General features: G+C 62.9%; 17 protein-coding genes. 9 read left to right on the top strand and 8 right to left on the bottom strand.

The genetic code is table 11. From position 1 onward, the window contains the following. Positions 1–60 precede the first annotated feature (60 nt). From BM019_RS26680 to BM019_RS26660, 5 genes are all read right to left on the bottom strand, one after another. Positions 61–2,211: a diguanylate cyclase gene (locus BM019_RS26680; RefSeq protein WP_092421591.1), complete on the bottom strand. Its 2,151-nt coding sequence runs from the start codon at positions 2,209–2,211 to the stop codon at positions 61–63. Beyond that, on the bottom strand, positions 2,208–3,086 hold the full coding sequence (locus BM019_RS26675; RefSeq protein ID WP_009041531.1) for an endonuclease/exonuclease/phosphatase family protein: 879 nt from the start codon (positions 3,084–3,086) through the stop codon (positions 2,208–2,210). Before BM019_RS26675 ends, BM019_RS26680 begins: the two co-directional genes overlap by 4 nt. Positions 3,087–3,099: 13 nt before the next feature. Further along, entirely contained in the window at positions 3,100–3,729 is a 630-nt protein-coding gene (locus BM019_RS26670; protein ID WP_092421588.1) for a thiol:disulfide interchange protein DsbA/DsbL, read from the bottom strand. A 195-nt stretch (positions 3,730–3,924) separates the two neighbouring features. Then, on the bottom strand, positions 3,925–4,530 hold the full coding sequence (locus BM019_RS26665; RefSeq protein WP_009041529.1) for a c-type cytochrome: 606 nt from the start codon (positions 4,528–4,530) through the stop codon (positions 3,925–3,927). A 45-nt stretch (positions 4,531–4,575) separates the two neighbouring features. Next, positions 4,576–4,866 (bottom strand): c-type cytochrome, encoded by a 291-nt coding sequence (locus BM019_RS26660; RefSeq protein ID WP_092421585.1) that lies wholly within the window; start codon positions 4,864–4,866, stop codon positions 4,576–4,578. Positions 4,867–5,057: 191 nt separating this feature from the next. On the opposite strand from BM019_RS26660, the gene yihA reads away from it, so the two are divergent. Then, entirely contained in the window at positions 5,058–5,699 is a 642-nt protein-coding gene (gene yihA / locus BM019_RS26655) for a ribosome biogenesis GTP-binding protein YihA/YsxC (protein WP_007924293.1), read from the top strand. 423 nt (positions 5,700–6,122) lie between these two features. Here the strand turns inward: yihA and polA are convergent, their stop codons facing one another. Further along, on the bottom strand, positions 6,123–8,927 hold the full coding sequence (gene polA / locus BM019_RS26650) for a DNA polymerase I (RefSeq protein ID WP_092421582.1): 2,805 nt from the start codon (positions 8,925–8,927) through the stop codon (positions 6,123–6,125). A 74-nt stretch (positions 8,928–9,001) separates the two neighbouring features. Here polA and BM019_RS26645 point away from each other — a divergent pair, with 74 nt between their 5' ends. Both BM019_RS26645 and BM019_RS26640 read left to right on the top strand, forming a co-directional pair. Continuing rightward, complete coding sequence (locus tag BM019_RS26645; RefSeq protein WP_007924295.1) at positions 9,002–9,289, top strand: DUF2782 domain-containing protein; 288 nt, start codon at positions 9,002–9,004, stop codon at positions 9,287–9,289. A gap of 62 nt (positions 9,290–9,351) precedes the next feature. Further along, positions 9,352–10,302, top strand: a complete 951-nt coding sequence (locus tag BM019_RS26640) for a homoserine kinase (protein ID WP_092421579.1) — start codon at positions 9,352–9,354, stop codon at positions 10,300–10,302. A gap of 73 nt (positions 10,303–10,375) precedes the next feature. On the opposite strand, the gene BM019_RS26635 is transcribed toward BM019_RS26640, so the two are convergent. Then, a complete protein-coding gene (locus BM019_RS26635) occupies positions 10,376–11,305 on the bottom strand; it encodes a zinc ABC transporter substrate-binding protein ZnuA (protein ID WP_092421576.1) in 930 nt (309 codons plus the stop codon). A gap of 57 nt (positions 11,306–11,362) precedes the next feature. Between BM019_RS26635 and zur the strand changes: the two genes are divergently transcribed. The 4 genes from zur to BM019_RS26615 are packed head-to-tail and all read left to right on the top strand — an operon-like array spanning position 11,363 to position 14,162. After that, on the top strand, positions 11,363–11,845 hold the full coding sequence (gene zur, locus BM019_RS26630) for a zinc uptake transcriptional repressor Zur (protein ID WP_007924301.1): 483 nt from the start codon (positions 11,363–11,365) through the stop codon (positions 11,843–11,845). Continuing rightward, the gene (gene znuC, locus BM019_RS26625) at positions 11,845–12,630 is read left to right on the top strand and encodes a zinc ABC transporter ATP-binding protein ZnuC (protein ID WP_092421573.1); all 786 of its coding nucleotides are present in this window, start codon (positions 11,845–11,847) and stop codon (positions 12,628–12,630) included. Before zur ends, znuC begins: the two co-directional genes overlap by 1 nt. Then, the gene (znuB, locus tag BM019_RS26620) at positions 12,623–13,411 is read left to right on the top strand and encodes a zinc ABC transporter permease subunit ZnuB (RefSeq protein WP_007924303.1); all 789 of its coding nucleotides are present in this window, start codon (positions 12,623–12,625) and stop codon (positions 13,409–13,411) included. The genes znuC and znuB overlap by 8 nt, the downstream gene beginning before the upstream one ends. A gap of 37 nt (positions 13,412–13,448) precedes the next feature. Then, positions 13,449–14,162, top strand: coding sequence for a PA5502 family lipoprotein (locus BM019_RS26615; protein WP_009041523.1), 714 nt, complete (start codon positions 13,449–13,451; stop codon positions 14,160–14,162). 113 nt (positions 14,163–14,275) lie between these two features. Here BM019_RS26615 and katE read toward each other — a convergent pair whose 3' ends face one another. After that, the gene (gene katE, locus BM019_RS26610; RefSeq protein WP_275668619.1) at positions 14,276–16,468 is read right to left on the bottom strand and encodes a catalase HPII; all 2,193 of its coding nucleotides are present in this window, start codon (positions 16,466–16,468) and stop codon (positions 14,276–14,278) included. Between the two features lie 213 nt (positions 16,469–16,681). Between katE and BM019_RS26605 the strand changes: the two genes are divergently transcribed. Further along, the gene (locus BM019_RS26605) at positions 16,682–17,689 is read left to right on the top strand and encodes a methionine ABC transporter ATP-binding protein (RefSeq protein WP_007924306.1); all 1,008 of its coding nucleotides are present in this window, start codon (positions 16,682–16,684) and stop codon (positions 17,687–17,689) included. Beyond that, positions 17,689–18,363 carry a methionine ABC transporter permease gene (locus BM019_RS26600; RefSeq protein WP_007924307.1) on the top strand — a complete coding sequence of 225 codons (675 nt, stop codon included), beginning with the start codon at positions 17,689–17,691 and terminating at the stop codon, positions 18,361–18,363. Before BM019_RS26605 ends, BM019_RS26600 begins: the two co-directional genes overlap by 1 nt. The last annotated feature ends 24 nt before the right edge of the window (positions 18,364–18,387 follow it).

Below are 18,387 nucleotides of genomic sequence, written 5' to 3'. Positions count from 1 at the left end.
ACTGCCTTTGCGGAAAACCGGCGAAAACACCGGTTTATACAAAATGGAACAAATTATGCGTCAGCCCAGTTCCACCCGGTTGCGCCCCGCCTCCTTGGCCCGATAGAGCGCCTGATCGGCTCTCTTAAGCACCAGATCGCTGCGTTCTCCCGGCTTGAAGGCACTCATGCCGATGGACATGGTGATGGTCACCCGCTCGCCCTTGAAGTGAAACGGACAGGCTTCGATGGCCGCCCGCAGGGTTTCCGCCAGGCGCGCCCCGACCGGCCAGGTGGTATCGGGTATCAGCAGGACGAACTCTTCACCGCCGAAACGGGCGATGAAATCGTTGCCGCGCAGGCGCTTGCGCAGCACGCCGGCGATGATCTTCAGCACCTTGTCGCCGGCCAGGTGACCGTAGTTGTCGTTGATGCGCTTGAAGTGGTCGAGGTCGAGCATCGCCAGCAACAAGGTGTTGCCATGCTGCTGCCACTGCGCCACTTCATGCTCCAGACGCTCGCTCCAGGCCGCCCGATTGGGCAGGCCGGTGAGGGGATCGATCAGCGCTTTCTGCCGCTGTTCTTCCAGGTGCTCGCGGTAGCCCTGGGCTTCCTGCTCCATGCTCGACACCCGCTCGGCCAGGCTTTGCAGGCGCGCAGCCACTTCCTTTTCGCGTTCGTCACGCTGCTTCTGGTGATGGTCCATGGTGCCAAGCAGGCCTTCCAGGTGGCTTTCCAGGACCTGCTTGAGATCGTCCAGATCCGCCGCTTCCTGAACGCTGCTTTGCAGGCCATCGACCTGCTCGCGAATCTGCGTGTCCATCTCCCGCGCCGCCGAACTGCTGTCGGCATGGCCCTCGCTGGCGGCCTGCAGGTTGCTCTGGAAGGATTCCAGGCGCTCGTTGAGTCGCTTGAGATACGCCTCGAATTCATGCTGGCCGCTGTCGGTGATCGCCAGCATCAATACTGCCAGATCGTCGAGGATCGGCAGCAATTCGTACCAGTTCAATCCATGTTGCAAGCGATCGCGCATGGACTCGGCTTGCGGCCGATGACGTTCTGGCAGGCTCAGGTCATCCAGAAGGCCGAGCAGGGTATGTTCGATGTGCTTGGCCACCGAACTGTAGGAGGGCTCCGGCGTGTCGGGCAGGGCATACAGCACATCCTGCTCGGCCTGCTGCGGGTCGATCGCCGCCAGCGCCTCGGCCATGGCCGCCGGCAACGGCAAACGATCGAGCAGCACAGGCGCCGGGGCCGCCTCGGCGGGTGCGGCAACGATCAATTCGTCCGGGTTGGAAAGAGCAACCGCAGCCTCGACAGTCGAAGGCTGCACGGCCGGCGGCACTTCAATGGGTTCGGGCGCGGCTGGCGACGGCGATTCCTGTGAATCCAGCAGCGGCGGGGCCGGCTCGACGGCGATGGGTTTCTCCGACTCCAGCACCGGCGGTACAAAGGCCTCGACCTGGGCAGCCGTGGTTACCTCGGGCAGTGCTTGCGGTTGTGGCTCGGGCGGCAGGCTGACAGCAGCGAGCTCCTCGACCACAGGCGCAGGCACAGGGGCTTCGGACGGCCGTGCGGACGCGGCTTCGACACGAGGCGGGGGCGTTTCAACCGCAGCTCTTTCAGCCGTTGCCAGTGGCTGTACCGCAACCGGGCTCGCCACCACCGCAGGCATTTCGGCCGCGGACAGGACAGGCGCTTCGTCAGCGTCACGACCACCAAACAGACGCTGCAGCAAACCTGGGCGGGGCGGCTCCGCGGGGCTCTCCAACTGGCTCAGCGCCTTGCCTTGCAGGCCGCTCAGCTCACCCAGCAACAGTGGAATTTCCCGGGCTTGCCCGACGCGACCATCCAGTTGCTTGGCGAAGTTTTTCAGCGGACGGCTCACCTCGCGAGGCAACGGCAGCTTCTGCAACTGGCTGACCAGCGAGGTCAGGGCCGTGCTCATTTGCTCGATGCGGGTCTCGCGACGCTGCTCGGAGTCCAGCACGGCTTTTTCCAGGCGCGGCAACAGGGCCACCAGGGCCGCGTCCATATCGTCGGTGCGCACCACCTCGCGCATTTCCTTCATGCACTGGTCGACAGCGCGATCAGTACCTTCGGCCGCCAGCGTGCTGCGCACCAGGCCACGGCGAAGCAGGTCGAGGCGGGCATTCCAGCGTCGCTCGAGTTTTTCCTGTTGTTCGATACTTTTGAGGTACTTCTCTTTCCAGCGCTGGGCGTCGTCGCTCATTCATGGGTTCCGCGAGGGGCAGGACTCAGCGCGGGCAATGCATCGGCCGTGAGCGAACCCGGCAGACGAATCTCTACCGCGACCGGCAGGTGATCGGAAATCGGTTGGGCCAGGACTTCGACCCGCTCCAGCGTCAGGCTGGGGCTGAGCAAAATATGATCAAGACAGCGTTGCGGGCGCCAGCTGGGGAAAGTCGCTTCCAATTGCGGCGCCAGCAGGCCGAGGTCGCGCAACGGAGAATGTTCCAGCAGATCGCTGGCATGGGTATTCATGTCGCCCATCAGCACCTGATGCTTGTAGCCGCCGATCATCTCGCGGATGTAGGCCAGTTGCCGGGTACGCGTACGGGCGCCCAGGGCCAGGTGCATCATCACCACCACCAACGCCTCGGGACCATCGCCGAAGCGTAAAAGAATCGCACCGCGGCCCTTGGGGCCGGGCAGCGGATGATCTTCGATCGCCCAGGGACGCAGGCGGCTGAGCACGCCATTGCTGTGCTGGGCCAGGCGGCCAAGGTTGCGATTGAGCTGTTGGTACCAGTAGGGGAAGGCGCCGAGTTGGGCCAGGTGCTCGACCTGATTGACGTAGCCCGAGCGCAGGCTGCCGCCATCGGCTTCCTGCAGGGCGACCAGATCGAAGTCGCCCAGCAGATCGCCGATCCTTTGCAGGTTGTCGGCGCGCCCGTTGTGCGGCAACAGGTGCTGCCAGCCACGGGTCAGGTAATGCCGATAACGTTCGGTACTGATACCGACCTGGATATTAAAACTGAGCAACCGCAGACGGCTGTCTGCCGGTAGGCCGGAGGACGCCACATGGTGCTCGTTGACCCGCGGATCATGCAGGCCAACGATGCGTTCCGTACCCCAACGTCGCATGGCAGGGGCTCGCTTACTTGGCCGCCCGCTCTTTGGCGATCAGCTGGTCGGCGACGCTCAGGGCACCTTCAGGGCCACCGGCGGTGCCCAGGTCGAAACGGTACTTACCGTTGATGACCATGGTCGGTACGCCGGAGATCTGATAGGCCTGGGCCTTCTTCTTCGCGTCCTCGACCTTGCCTTTGACGGCGAACGAGTTGTAGGTGCTCAGGAATTTGTCCTTGTCGACGCCTTCGCCGGCCAGGAACTCGGCCATTTCCTCTGGGGATGCGAGTTTCTTGCCGCCATGGATGGCTTCGAATACCGCTTTGTGGACCTTGTGCTCGACACCCATGGCTTCCAGGGTGATGAACAGTTGACCGTGAACGTTCCAGATGCCGCCGAACATGGCCGGAATACGTACGAAGTTGACGTCGGCCGGCAGTTTTTCAGCCCATGGGTTGATGGTCGGCTCGAAGGCGTAGCAGTGTGGGCAGCCATACCAGAACAGCTCGACCACTTCGATCTTGCCAGGCACCGCAACCGGAACGGCGCTGCTCAGCTCTACATATTGTTTACCGGCTTCAAGGGGCTCGGCGGCTTGAGCAGTCATGCCAAACAGGCTGGCGGTGACGAGAGCGGCGCTGAGAATCAGATTACGCATGCTTTACTCCTGAACAAGTAAGGTCGCCTCGCGCGGCCTGTTCGCAGACAGGTCATGGCAGGGCTTGAGTTCGCTAGTGTAGCGGCAGACGCCATAAAAAAGGGCGGCCTGAGCCACCCTTTATGCTTTCATCGACAGATTAATCGATCATTAACGTTGCGCAAGATAGACCCTTTCGCAACATGATCGCCGGCCTCAGTGCAGGCCCTGGATGTAGCTGGATACCGCTTCGATGTCCTTGTTGCTCAGCTTGGCGGCGATGCTGCGCATGATCATGGTGTCGCCGTCGTTGGTGCGGTTGCCTTCGCGGAAGTCGGTCAACTGCTTGGCTACGTACTGAGCATGCTGGCCACCCAGGTGCGGGAAGCCGGCGGCGGCGTTACCCGTGCCATTTGGCGAGTGGCAACCGGTGCAGGAAGGCATGCCTTGATCCAGCTTGCCGCCACGGAACAACTCTTCACCGCGAGCCACGACTTTCGGGTCTGCCGCGCCGACGCTGCCTTTCTGGCTGGCGAAGTAGGCGGAGAGGTCGGCCAGGTCCTGGTCGCTCAGGTTGGTCAGCAGGCCGGTCATTTCCAACACCTGGCGCTTGCCGGACTTGATGTCGTGCAACTGCTTGTTCAGGTAACGCTCACCCTGACCCGCCAGCTTTGGAAAGTTAGGCGCCATGCTGTTCCCATCCGGACCATGGCAAGCACCACATACGGCGGCTTTCGCCTGACCGGCAGCAGCGTCGCCTGCAGCATGGGCGACACCTGTGATGCCCAAGGTCAACAGCAGACTCACGAGTAATTTGTTCATCAGCTAATCCAACTACGGCTAAGGGTTAAGAGTTATGGACCGGGATCACTCGCTCATCCAAAGGATGATGGCTCGGTAATCCTCGGCACTGCAGTCCATGCACAAACCACGCGGCGGCATCGCCTTGAAACCCTGGGTCACGTGTTGCACCAGCGTCTCCATACCTTGCGCCAGCCTCGGCGCCCAAGCTCCCTGGTCCCCCTTGCGGGGAGCCGTTGGTAGTTGGCCGGAATGACAAGCCCCACAAACACGGTTGAACACAGCTTCCGGATCCTGGGTAGCCTGAGCGCTGTAAAGCGGTATCAGGACGCCGGCAGCCAGCAGCCATTTCGTCATAAAACGACCTTTTCAGGGTTGAGAGCGTGCTGCGTTCTAATGCGCAATCAAGGTCTATCGCTCTCGTGAACTTCATCCTACGCTGGGACAAAGCGCACACAAAATCTGCGGCATTATATACTGGCGCTACTGAAACGGAAACGACACCGCTCGCCGCGTCCATTCTCGGCACCGCCCCTATCGGAAATCCCATGCAACTCAAAAATCCCATTCTTGGTCTGTGCCAACAGTCCACTTTCATGCTCAGCGCCGCCAAAGTCGATCAATGCCCCGACGACGAAGGCTTCGAAGTGGCCTTCGCCGGGCGTTCCAACGCCGGCAAATCCAGCGCCCTGAATACCCTGACCCATGCCAGCCTGGCCCGCACCTCGAAAACTCCGGGCCGCACGCAGCTGTTGAACTTCTTCAAGCTAGACGACGATCGCCGTCTGGTCGACCTGCCGGGTTACGGTTACGCGAAAGTGCCGATTCCGCTCAAGCAGCACTGGCAGCGTCACCTGGAAGCCTACCTGGGCAGCCGCGAGAGCCTGAAAGGGTTGATTCTGATGATGGACATCCGCCATCCGATGACCGACTTCGACCTGCTGATGCTCGACTGGGCCGTCGCCAGCGGCATGCCGATGCACATCCTGCTGACCAAGGCCGACAAACTGACCTACGGCGCGGCCAAGAACACCCTGCTCAAGGTGCAGTCGCAAATCCGTAAAGGCTGGGGCGATAACGTCACCATCCAACTGTTCTCGGCACCAAAACGCATGGGCCTGGAAGAGGCCTACACTGTACTGGCGGGCTGGATGGAACTGGCGGACAAAGGCGCCGAAACCGAGGCCTGAAAGACATACGCAAAACTGCCTGAAGTGTGATCAGGCAAGGCAAAAACTGGCGGGAACGGCTGGGGTCGCATTCGACTTTAGGGGCCTAAATGAGCATTTCCCGCCAGTTTTTAACGCAGCATGATTGCGCCACAAGCAGTTTTTGGGCAAAAAAAACCCCGGACTTCGTATGGGGAGGGGAAGTTCGGGGTCCAAGTTCCGGACCGCTAGGGCGGGGTCCAGATATCTGCCAACACTTAACACAACATAGGAGCATCGAAGGGCTTCACCAGCCATTCAGTTACTCTGAGTGGGCTTTCACGGATTAAGTTCCGGGAGGTTTCAAAAACTATTGGCAATAGTCGATGAAATTTTCCGCACTAATAGCTCTTCGCTAGCCTTCGCCGCGGCACTGTGCCGCGGCCAAAGTACTGCCTTCTCGCCTCAGTGCGCCTCATCCCAGTTGCTGCCCACCCCGACCTCGACCAGCAGCGGCACATCCAGGGTCGCGGCATTGCTCATGTAGCCGCGAATCTCCTCGCTCACCTTGTCCACCAGGTCTTCGCGCACTTCCAGCACCAGTTCGTCGTGCACTTGCAGGATGACCTTGGCATCCAGGCCTGAGGCCGTCAGCCAGTTGTCTACCGCCACCATGGCCTTCTTGATGATGTCGGCCGCCGTGCCCTGCATCGGTGCGTTGATCGCCGTACGTTCGGCACCGGCGCGTTCCTGCGGCTTGTTGGAGTTGATCTCCGGCAGGTACAGGCGGCGGCCGAACAGGGTTTCCACATAACCCTGTTCCGCGGCCTGGGCGCGGGTGCGATCCATGTATTCGCGCACGCCGGGGTAGCGGGCGAAGTAGGTGTCGATATAGGCCTTGGCAGTCTTGGTATCGACGCCGATGTCCTTGCCGAGCTTCTGCGCGCCCATGCCATAGATCAGGCCGAAGTTGATCGCCTTGGCACTGCGGCGCTGATCGGAACTGACGTCCTTGAGTTCGACCTTGAACACTTCGGCCGCGGTGGCCGTGTGCACGTCGAGGTTGTTGCGGAAGGCATTCATCAGCCCTTCGTCGCGGGACAGGTGCGCCATGATCCGCAGTTCGATCTGCGAATAGTCCGCCGCCAGCAGCTTGTAGCCAGGCGGCGCGATGAAAGCCTGGCGGATGCGCCGGCCTTCGGCGGTACGCACCGGGATGTTCTGCAGGTTCGGATCGCTGGAAGACAAACGCCCGGTAGACGCGACTGCCTGATGGTAGGAGGTGTGGATTCGCCCGGTACGCGGGTTGATCTGCTCCGGCAGGCGGTCGGTGTAGGTGCTCTTGAGCTTGCTCATGGAGCGGTACTGCATCAGCACCTTGGGCAGCGGGTAGTCGTCCTCGGCCAACTTGGCCAGCACTTCTTCAGCGGTGGACGGCTGGCCTTTGGCAGTCTTCTTCAGCACCGGCAGGCCGAGCTTGTCGTAGAGGATGACTCCCAGTTGTTTGGGCGAGCCGAGGTTGAATTCTTCACCGGCGATCTCGAAGGCTTCACGCTCCAGCGCCACCATCTTGTCGCCGAGCTCGATGCTCTGCACGCCCAGCAGGTCGGCGTCCACCAAGGCACCCTGGCGCTCGATCCGCGCCAGCACCGGCACCACGGGCATTTCAATATCGCTGAGCACGCTGGCCAGGCTTGGGATCGCGGCCAGTTTTTCATGCAAGACCTGATGCAGGCGCAGGGTCACATCGGCGTCTTCCGCCGCATAAGGCCCGGCCTGCTCAAGAGCAATCTGGTCGAAGGTCAGCTGCTTGGCGCCCTTGCCGGCGATGTCCTGGAAACTCACGGTGGTGTGGCCCAGGTATTTCTCCGCCAGGCTGTCCATGTCATGCCGGGTGGCGGTGGAGTTGAGCACGTAGGACTCGAGCATGGTGTCGAAGGCGACACCGCGCACAGTGATGCCGTTGGCCTGATCGCCGCCGATGGCGCAGTTGGCCAGGATATTCATGTCGAACTTGGCGTGCTGGCCGACCTTGAGTTTGTTCGGGTCTTCGAGAATCGGCTTCAGGGCGCGCAGGACGGTGTCACGATCCAGCTGCTCCGGCACGTCGAGGTAGGAGTGGGTCAGCGGAATATAAGCCGCTTCGTTGGCCTGCACGGCGAAGGACAGCCCTACGAGCTGCGCCTGCTGGGCGTCGATGCCGGTGGTTTCGGTATCGAAGGCGAACAGCTTGGCGTTCTTCAGTTTTTCCAGCCAGACATCGAAACGCGCCTGATCGAGGATGGTTTCGTACTGGGCTTCGACAACCACCGGCACTTCGATCTCGACCTCGACCTGAGTCAACAAGTCGGCCACCGGCTCAGAGGCGGCAACACTCAGCTCCAGGCGCTTGGCATCGCGCTGCAGCTCGTCGAGCCAGCTCTTGAACTCCAGCAGGCTGTACAGCTCGACCAGTTTGTCGCGGTCCGGTTCGCCCAGGTGCAGGTCGTCCAGGCCGATATCCAGCGGCACATCGACCTTGATCGTCGCCAGCTGATAGGAGAGGAAAGCCATCTCTTTGTGCTCTTCGAGCTTGGCCGGCAGGGTCTTGGCCCCACGAATCGGCAGGCTCGGGACGATATCGAGCTGTGCATACAGCTCGTTCAGGCCACCGTTGACCCCCACCAGCAGGCCGGAAGCAGTCTTCGGGCCGATGCCCGGCACACCCGGGATGTTGTCGGAGGAGTCGCCCATCAGCGCCAGGTAATCGATGATCTGCTCGGGAGCGACGCCGAATTTCTCCTTCACGCCCTCCACGTCCATGCTGCTACCGGACATGGTGTTGACCAGCGTAATGTGCCCGTCCACCAGTTGCGCCATGTCCTTGTCGCCGGTGGAGATCACCACCGGCCGGTCGGCCGCCGCGCTGCTGCGGGCCAGGGTGCCGATCACGTCGTCCGCCTCGACGCCCTCGACGCACAGCAGCGGAAAGCCCAGGGCGATCACGCTGGCGTGCAGCGGTTCGATCTGCACCCGCATGTCGTCGGGCATGCTCGGGCGATTGGCCTTGTACTCGGCGTACATGTCATCGCGGAAGGTCCCGCCCTTGGCGTCGAACACCACGGCGAACGGGCTGTCCGGGTACTGCTTGCGCAGACTCTTGAGCATGTTCAGCACGCCCTTGACCGCACCGGTCGGCATGCCTTTGGAAGTGGTCAGCGGGGGCAGCGCGTGGAAGGCGCGGTACAGGTAGGACGAACCGTCCACCAGGACGAGGGGGGCTTGGCTCATGAGCAGGATCAACCTTTTCGGCGGGTCCGGCGCTAGAATAGCGGGACCGTTGACGACAAAGGGACAAGGTTATCATGCGCACACTAAATCGCTTGCTGCTGGCCAGCCTGATTGCAATCGCGCCGATGGCCGTGATTGCGGCGGAGGATGCGCCATCGGCGGATCCGGAAGTAACCATTCGCACGGAAGGCGACAAGACCATCCAGGAGTACCGCCAGAACGGTTTCCTGTACGCCATCAAGGTCACACCGAAGGTCGGCAAACCCTACTTTCTGGTGCGCGCCGACGGTTCCGATGGCAACTTCATTCGTTCTGACCAGCCGGATATGCTGATTCCGGCGTGGAAAATTTTCGAGTGGTAAACCACTCCTAACTTCAACCGGCGCTGGCTCGACAGCGGCGCCCGTACTGGCAGTTTTTAACCATGTCTGTGTTTACTCCCCTGGCTCGGCCCGAGCTGGAAACCTTTCTCGCCCCTTACGGGCTCGGCCGCCTGCTTGACTTCCAGGGGATTGCCGCTGGTAGCGAAAACACCAACTTCTTCATCAGCCTGGAACAGGGCGAGTTCGTCCTGACCCTGGTCGAGCGCGGTCCGGTCCAGGAAATGCCGTTCTTCATCGAACTGCTGGACGTGCTGCACGACGCCGACCTGCCGGTGCCTTACGCCCTGCGCACCACCGACGGCGTGGCCCTGCGCGAGCTGGCCGGCAAACCAGCGCTGCTGCAGCCGCGCCTGGCCGGCAAGCACATCAAGGAAGCCAATGCCCAGCATTGCGCGCAGGTCGGCGAGCTGCTGGCTCACCTGCACCTGGCGACCAAGGACAACATGATCAAGCGCAAGACCGATCGTGGCCTGGACTGGATGCAGGAAGAAGGCTCGCAGATGCTCTCGCATCTCGACCCGCAGGCACGGGACCTGCTGCAGCGGGCGCTGGATGAAATCGACGAGCAGAAGGTGAAGATCCTCGCGCTGCCTCGGGCCAACATCCACGCCGACCTGTTCCGCGACAACGCGATGTTCGAAGGCACGCACCTGACCGGGCTGATCGACTTCTACAACGCCTGCTCCGGGCCGATGCTGTATGACGTGGCGATTGCCCTGAACGACTGGTGTTCCGACGCCGACGGCCTGCTCGACGGCTCGCGCGCCCGGGCCCTGCTGGGCGCCTACGCGGCCCTGCGCCCGTTCACCACCGCCGAGGCCGAGCTGTGGCCAACCCTGTTGCGGGTGGCCTGCGTGCGCTTCTGGCTGTCACGCCTGATCGCCGCCGAGTCCTTCGCCGGACAGGACGTGCTGATTCACGACCCGATAGAGTTCCAGCTGCGCCTGGCCCAGCGCCAGCAGGTCAGCACGCCATTGCCGTTCGCCATCTGAAAGCATCGCGGGCAAGCCCGCCCCTACGGTCTCTTGTAGGAGCGCGGCTTGCCCGCAATAGCGCCAGCAGTCTTTACAGCGATTCCAGGCAGCCTGCCAGATCGTTGCCCAGCTTCTCCAGCACCTGCTCGTACCCCTGCGCGGTGGCCGGGGTGTAGCCGCCCAGCGCATCGAGCTCCGCCAGCTTCACCGGCAAGCCCGCCACCAGGGTTTCGGCCAGGCGCGGGCGCAATGGCGGCTCGCTGAACACACAGGTCTTGCCGACCTGCTGCAAGCGCGTGCGCATCGCCGCTACGTGCTGCGCGCCCGGCTGCACCTCGGCTGCGACGCTGAACACGCCCGCATGCTTGAGGCCATAAGCGTCTTCGAAATAATCGAAAGCTTCATGGAAGACGAAATAAGGCTTGCCGGCGATTGGCGCCAGGCGGGCTTTCAAACGGGCGTCCAGGGCATCCAGGCGCTGGTCGAAGGCCTTGGCGTTGCTCTGGTAACGCGCGGCGTTGGCCGGGTCCGCGGCGCTCAGGTCGGCCGCCATGCGGTCGGCGATGACCCGCGCGTTGACCGGCGACAGCCACAGGTGCGCATCGAGGCTGCCTGGACGATGATCGTGGTCATGCTCGTCGGCTTCCTCAGCATGCGAGTGGTTATCTTCGGCGAAATGACGGAGTTTCAGGCCTGGCAGGTCCTGCACCGCCAGCGATGGCAGCGTGCGGCCCTTGAGGACCCGCGGCAGGAAGCTCTCCATGTCCGGGCCGATCCAGTACAGCAATTCCACCGACTGTACCTTGCGCACATCGGAAGGACGCAGCGCATAGTTGTGCGGCGAGGCCCCCGGCGGCAGCAGAACCTCGGGCACGGCGATGCCATCCTGGACGGCGGCGGCGATCAATTGCAGGGGTTTGATGCTGGTCAGGACCCGGACCTCGGCCTGGGCCGAGCTGATCACGAACAAACTGGCGGTAAAAGCGACAAAAAGGGCAAAAAGTCGGGACACGATGACCACTCGAAGAGGCAAGAACGGGTAACATAATAACGTCTCTCACCATTATCGTCGCCGCTCATGCCTAAAACCCCCCTTGCCAGTCGCCCCCACGACCACTCTCACTGCGTACACAGCGCACTGTCCGAGGCCGATGCCCTGTGCGCCCGCCAAGGCCTGCGCCTGACCGCCCTGCGTCGGCGGGTGCTGGAACTGGTCTGGCAAAGCCACAAGCCGCTGGGTGCCTACGACATCCTCGCCGTGCTCAGCGAACAGGACGGTCGCCGCGCCGCACCGCCAACCGTGTACCGCGCCCTGGACTTCCTCCTGGAAAACGGCTTGGTGCATCGCATCGCATCGCTCAACGCCTTCGTCGGCTGCAATCACCCGGAACACGCGCACCAGGGCCAGTTCCTGATCTGCCGCGTCTGCCACGCCGCCATCGAGCTTGAACAGAAATCCATCAGCGACGCGATCATCAGCAGCGCGCGCGATGTCGGCTTCGTCGTCGAAGGCCAGACCGTCGAAGTGGTCGGCCTCTGCTCGGGTTGCCAGGGGGCCTGATGAGCAATGCCTTGATCCGCCTCGATCAGGTCGCAGTGACCTTTGCCGGGCAGACCGTGCTGGACAACATCCAGCTCAGTGTCGAGCCTGGGCAGATCGTCACCCTGATCGGCCCCAACGGCGCCGGCAAGACCACCCTGGTGCGCGCCGTGCTCGGCCTGCTCAAGCCCGACAGCGGCAGCGTCTGGCGCAAGCCGAAGCTGCGGGTCGGCTACATGCCGCAGAAGCTGCACGTCGATCCGACATTGCCGCTGTCGGTGCTGCGCTTCCTGCGCCTGGTACCGGGCGTGGACCGCGCGACAGCCCTGGCCGCACTGAACGAAGTCGGCGCCGAACAGGTGATCGACAGCCCGGTGCAGAGCATTTCCGGCGGCGAGATGCAGCGTGTGCTGCTGGCCCGCGCCCTGCTGCGCGAGCCGGAATTGCTGGTACTGGACGAGCCGGTACAAGGCGTGGACGTCGCCGGCCAAGCCGAGCTTTACAGGCTGATCACCCGCTTGCGCGACCGCCACGGTTGCGGCGTGCTGATGGTCTCCCACGACCTGCACCTGGTGATGAGCACCACCGACCAGGTGGTCTGCCTCAATCGCCACGTGTGCTGCTCCGGCCACCCGGAACAGGTCAGCGGCGACCCGGCCTTCGTCGAGCTGTTCGGCCAGAACGCGCCGAGCCTGGCGATCTACCACCACCATCACGACCACGCCCACGACCTGCACGGTTCGGTGGTCACCGGGGCCGCGGCCGGCCACGTTCATGTTCACGGAGATAGCTGCAAGCATGGCTGATTTTCTGTTGTACGCCCTGCTCGCAGGCCTGGCGCTGGCGCTGGTGGCAGGTCCCCTCGGATCGTTCGTGGTCTGGCGGCGCATGGCCTATTTCGGCGACACCCTGTCCCATGCCGCCTTGCTCGGCGTGGCCCTGGGCTTTCTGCTGGATGTCAGCCCGGCGGTGGCGGTGACCGTCGGCTGCCTGCTGCTGGCGGTGCTGCTGGTCACCCTGCAACAGCGCCAGCCGCTGGCTTCCGATACGTTGCTGGGGATTCTCGCTCCCAGCACCCTCTCCCTCGGGCTGGTGGTACTAAGCTTCATGCATGACGTGCGGATCGACCTGATGGCCTATCTGTTCGGCGATCTGCTGGCGATCAGCCCCGGCGACCTGGCGTGGATTCTTGGCGGCAGCGCCGCGGTCCTGCTGCTATTGGTAGCCCTGTGGCGGCCGTTGCTGGCGATCACCGTGCACGAGGAGCTGGCCAGGGTCGAAGGTTTGCCGGTGGCGTCGCTGCGCCTGGCACTGATGCTGTTGATCGCGGTGGTGATCGCGGTGGCGATGAAGATCGTGGGGGTCTTGCTGATCACTTCGCTGCTGATCATCCCGGCGGCTGCGGCCCAACGTCACGCCCGTTCCCCGGAGCAGATGGCGCTGGGCGCGAGCCTGCTGGGCATACTCGCGGTCTGTGGCGGGCTGGCGTTGTCGTGGTTCAAGGACACCCCCGCGGGGCCATCGATCGTGGTCACGGCGGCCGCATTGTTTCTGCTGAGTTTTGTCCTGCCCCGTCGAGGGGTGTAGACTTGCTCGCTTTTTGCGCAATTAGAGAGTCGCAGGAATGAAGCCGTTCGCCTCCCGTTATCTGCTCCTTGTCGCATTTTCCCTGCTGCTGGGCGCCTGCCAGAGCACGCCGCCGGCTGAAGTGCCCGACGCCCGGGCCACGGCCATCGCACAGCTGCAGCAAAATATCGCCAGCAGCGAACTGGCCACCGCCGAAGACCAGTTGAGCGCCTTGCAGGCCCAGTCGCCCAACGACCCGCAGCTTGAGCAATACCAGCGCCAGTTGGCCGAAGCCTACCTGCAGCGCAGCCAGATCGTGTTGCAAAAGGGTGATGTCAATGCCGCCGCCACGGCCCTGAGCCGCGCCCGCGCGCTGATGCCCAAGGCGCCGGCCCTGACCGGCGGCGTCGATGGCGCCATCACCCAGGCCCGTAAAGCCGAGCTGGAAAAAGCCGAAGCCGCGCTCAAGGCCGCTGAAGCCCGGCCGCCAGCCAAGCTGATCGATCCGGCCGCCGAGAGCACCACCATTGCGCTGAACCTCAGCGATATCAAGCAACTGCGTCGGCAACTCGATGCGATCGCCGCCGATGTGGTGAATTACCAGTGCGACGTGAGCATCCAGGCGCCACGCACCGAAGATTACCCTTGGCTGAAGACCCTGCTGAGCAAGCGAGTGAAAAAGCTCGATGGCGAGTTCGACCTGCAGATCGAACGACAGATCCTGCGCCACATCCCGGCACAGATGGTGCTGACGCCACGCAAACCCCAATAACACCACCTCTGTAGGAGCGAGCGGGCGGCGATCCGACTTGCCCGCGATAAACGCTAACGCGGTGCCAAACCCTTTTGCACGCAAGCGGTGCTCCTACAGAAGCGTCAGCAGCATCAGGCGGGAATCGCCTTGGCCTTCGGCTCCCGCTCCCAGACCCGGTGATGGGCAATCGCGTTGAAGAACGCCTTCAACGCCTTGGCATCCCCGCCGACGATCAACCCCGCATCCACTTCCAGCTTGAGCACATCCAGCAACTGCTTGGCCTCGCCCTGCAAGGCAATCGCCTTGAGGTGCTTGTAGGCTTCGAGCAGGTAATGCAGGGCCACGCCATCGCCGCTCAAGGCTTGTATCGACTTGGCGCCACCCGGCACGAACACCGCGTCGAACGCCACTGACGGCAGTCCTTCCATGGAAGCGTCCACCGGCAGGGTCTTGCCGTCCGCGGTGGTCACGGGCGCCGAGGTCGGGCCCAGCAACTTGGCGTGGGCGCCTTCGGCTTGCAGGGCCTTTTTCAAGGCGTCGATCGCCTTGCCGTCGACCCCATTCGCCGCCAGGATCGCCACTTTGCGGGTCTTGATATCCCCCGACAGCAGGTTGGACTGACTCAGGGCCGGCGAGTGATCGAGGGACAGCTCAGGCACGTCGACCGTACCGCGCTTGGGCACCGGCAAGCCCAGGTTCTGCGCGACCCGCTTGGCCAGCTCGAGATCGATATTGGCCAGGATCTCGTTGACCTGGCGCGCACGGATCCACTCGCGCTCGACCTTGCCCAGCTCGAAGCTGTAGGCGGCGATGATGTGTTCCTGCTCATGCGTGCTCATGCTCTTGAAGAACAGTCGCGCCTGGGAGAAGTGGTCGCTGAAGGACGGGCTGCGCTGGCGGATCTTGTGCGCGTCGATGCGCTCGTTGTAGCTCTCGAAACCGCCATCCTCGGCCGCGGGCGGCGTCTCTTTCGGCCAGCCGCCATCGATGGAATTGGGCTCGTAGGACGCCCGGCCCTTATCGATGGTGGTGCGGTGCATGGCATCGCGCTGGCCGTTGTGGAAGGGCGCCAGCGGGCGGTTGATCGGCAGCTCATGGAAGTTCGGCCCGCCGAGGCGGCTGATCTGCGTATCGGTGTAGGAAAACAGCCGGCCCTGCAGCAGCGGATCGTTGGAGAAGTCAATGCCCGGCACGATATGCCCCGGGCAGAAGGCAACCTGCTCGGTCTCGGCGAAGAAGTTGTCCGGGTTGCGGTTGAGCACCATCTTGCCCAGGGGCGTGATCGGCACCAGCTCCTCGGGTATCAACTTGGTCGGGTCGAGGATGTCGAAATCGAACTTGTGCTCGTTTTCCTCGACGATCACCTGCACACCCAGTTCCCACTCCGGATAATCGCCGCTCTCGATCGACTCCCACAGGTCGCGGCGATGGAAGTCGGTGTCCTTGCCCGCCAGCTTTTGCGCCTCGTCCCAGACCAGGGAACAGGTGCCCACTGTCGGCCGCCAGTGGAATTTGACGAAACTGGATGTGCCTTCGGCATTGATGAAACGAAAGGTGTGCACGCCAAAGCCCTGCATGCTGCGCAGGCTTTTCGGAATCGCCCGGTCGGACATGGCCCAGATCACCATGTGCGCCGATTCCGGCTGCAACGACACGAAGTCCCAGAAGGTGTCGTGGGCCGAGCCACCGGTGGGGATCTCGTTGTGCGGCTCGGGTTTGACCGCATGGACGAAGTCGGGAAACTTGATCGCGTCCTGGATGAAGAACACCGGCATGTTGTTGCCCACCAGGTCGAAGTTGCCTTCGTCGGTGAAGAACTTCACGGCAAAACCGCGCACGTCGCGCACGGTGTCGCCAGAGCCGCGCGGACCCTGCACCGTGGAGAAGCGCACAAACACCGGGGTCTTCTTCCCCGGATCGCGCAGGAAGCCGGCCTTGGTCAGGGCCGAATGATTCTCGTAGGCCTGGAAGTAACCATGGGCGCCGACACCACGGGCATGGACGATACGCTCCGGGATCCGCTCATGGTCGAAGTGCGTGATCTTCTCCCGCATGATGAAGTCTTCCAGCAGCGAGGGCCCACGGGCGCCGGCCTTCAGGGTGTTCTGGTTATCGGCGACCTTGACCCCCTGATTGGTGCGCAACGCCTGTTCGGTGGCGTCGGAGCGGAAGGTCTCCAGGCTGTGCAGCTTGCTGTTGGTGTTGCCGCGATCCAGGGTATCGGTCCCGGCCAGCTGGCTTTTCGATGCGCTTGGCTTCTTGCTACTCATCAGGCAAAACTCCTCGTTGGCGAAGCCCCGGCGGGGCGGGGCTTCATCGGTCAAAATCGCCAGGCACGGCACCTGGCTTTTTTCGAGTGGCTTATTGAGTGACTGATGAGGTTTGGCGCCGTTCCTTTTTTATGACCTTTGATCGCGTTATTGCCAAATCGAAGGATGAATACAAAATAAATGCTAAGAACCTCTATACGGACAGGCTAAAATGCGCGCCCGGCTAACCGCTGATCCTTTTCTAACGCGCCCCACAAGGTTCGCTACGTGATCGAGTTTCAAAACGTCCATAAAACCTACCGGGTCGCCGGTAAGGATATTCCCGCCCTGCATCCGACCAGCCTGAAGGTCGAGAACGGCCAGGTATTCGGCCTGATCGGCCATTCCGGCGCGGGCAAAAGTACCCTGCTGCGCCTGATCAACCGCCTGGAAAACCCCAGCGGCGGCAAGATCGTCGTCGACGACGAGGAAGTCACCGCCCTGGACGCCAACGGCCTGCGCCGCTTCCGCCAGCAGGTCGGGATGATCTTCCAGCACTTCAACCTGCTGGCCTCCAAGACCGTGGCCGACAACGTCGCGCTGCCGCTGACCCTGGCCGGCGAGCTGTCGCGCAGTGCGATCGACCAGCGCGTGGCCGAGTTGCTGGCCCGCGTCGGTCTGTCCGATCACGCCAAGAAATACCCAGCCCAGCTGTCCGGCGGGCAGAAGCAGCGCGTCGGCATCGCCCGCGCCCTGGCGACCAAGCCGAAAATCCTGCTGTGCGACGAAGCCACCAGCGCCCTGGACCCGCAGACCACCGCGTCGGTCCTGCAACTGCTGGCCGAGATCAACCGTGAACTGAAGCTGACCATCGTGCTGATCACCCATGAAATGGACGTGATCCGTCGCGTCTGCGACCAGGTGGCGGTAATGGACGCCGGGGTGATCGTCGAGCAGGGCTCGGTGGCCGAGGTGTTCCTGCATCCCAAGCACCCGACCACCAAGCGTTTCGTCCAGGAAGACGAGCAGATCGACGAAAGCGAACAGCGCGACGACTTCGCCCACGTGCCGGGCCGCATCGTGCGCCTGACCTTCCAGGGCGACGCCACCTACGCGCCGCTGCTGGGCACCGTGGCCCGCGAAACCGGGGTGGACTACAGCATCCTCGCCGGCCGCATCGACCGCATCAAAGACGTCCCTTACGGGCAACTGACCCTGGCTATCACCGGCGGTGACATGGAGGCGGCCTTCGCCCACTTCACCGCGGCGGATGTCCACATGGAGGTGCTGCGCTAATGGAACTGCTGACAAGTTTCTTCGCCAATATCGACTGGTACGAAATCTGGCTGGCCACCGGCGACACCCTGCTGATGCTCGGTGGCTCGCTGCTGTTCACCGTGCTGCTGGGCCTGCCCCTGGGCGTGCTGCTGTTCCTCTGCAGCCCGCGCCAGTTGCTGGAGCAGAAGAGCCTCTACGCCCTGCTGTCGCTGCTGGTGAACATCCTGCGCTCGCTGCCGTTCATCATCCTGCTGATCGTGATGATCCCGTTCACCGTGCTCATCACCGGCACCTCGCTGGGTGTCGCCGGGGCGATCCCGCCCCTGGTGGTCGGCGCCACGCCGTTCTTCGCCCGCCTGGTGGAGACCGCCCTGCGCGAAGTGGACCGCGGCATCATCGAAGCCACCCAGTCGATGGGCGCGACCACCCGGCAGATCATCACCAACGCCCTGCTGCCGGAAGCCCGCCCAGGTATTTTCGCGGCAATTACCGTGACAGCGATTACCCTTGTTTCCTACACCGCCATGGCGGGCGTGGTAGGCGCGGGCGGTCTCGGCGACCTGGCGATCCGCTTCGGTTACCAGCGCTTCCAGACCGATGTGATGGTGGTTACCGTGGTGCTGTTGCTGGTGCTGGTTCAAGTTCTGCAAACCGTCGGCGACAAGCTGGTGGTGCACTTTTCCCGAAAATAAGTCGGCCCTGGCCGGCAGGCGTCC

The sequence above is a fragment of the Pseudomonas sp. NFPP07 genome, from assembly GCF_900115645.1.
Classification (GTDB): domain Bacteria; phylum Pseudomonadota; class Gammaproteobacteria; order Pseudomonadales; family Pseudomonadaceae; genus Aquipseudomonas; species Aquipseudomonas chlororaphis.
The sequence above is the reverse complement of the archived record's forward strand: the minus strand, read 5'-3'. Positions and strand labels throughout refer to the sequence as shown.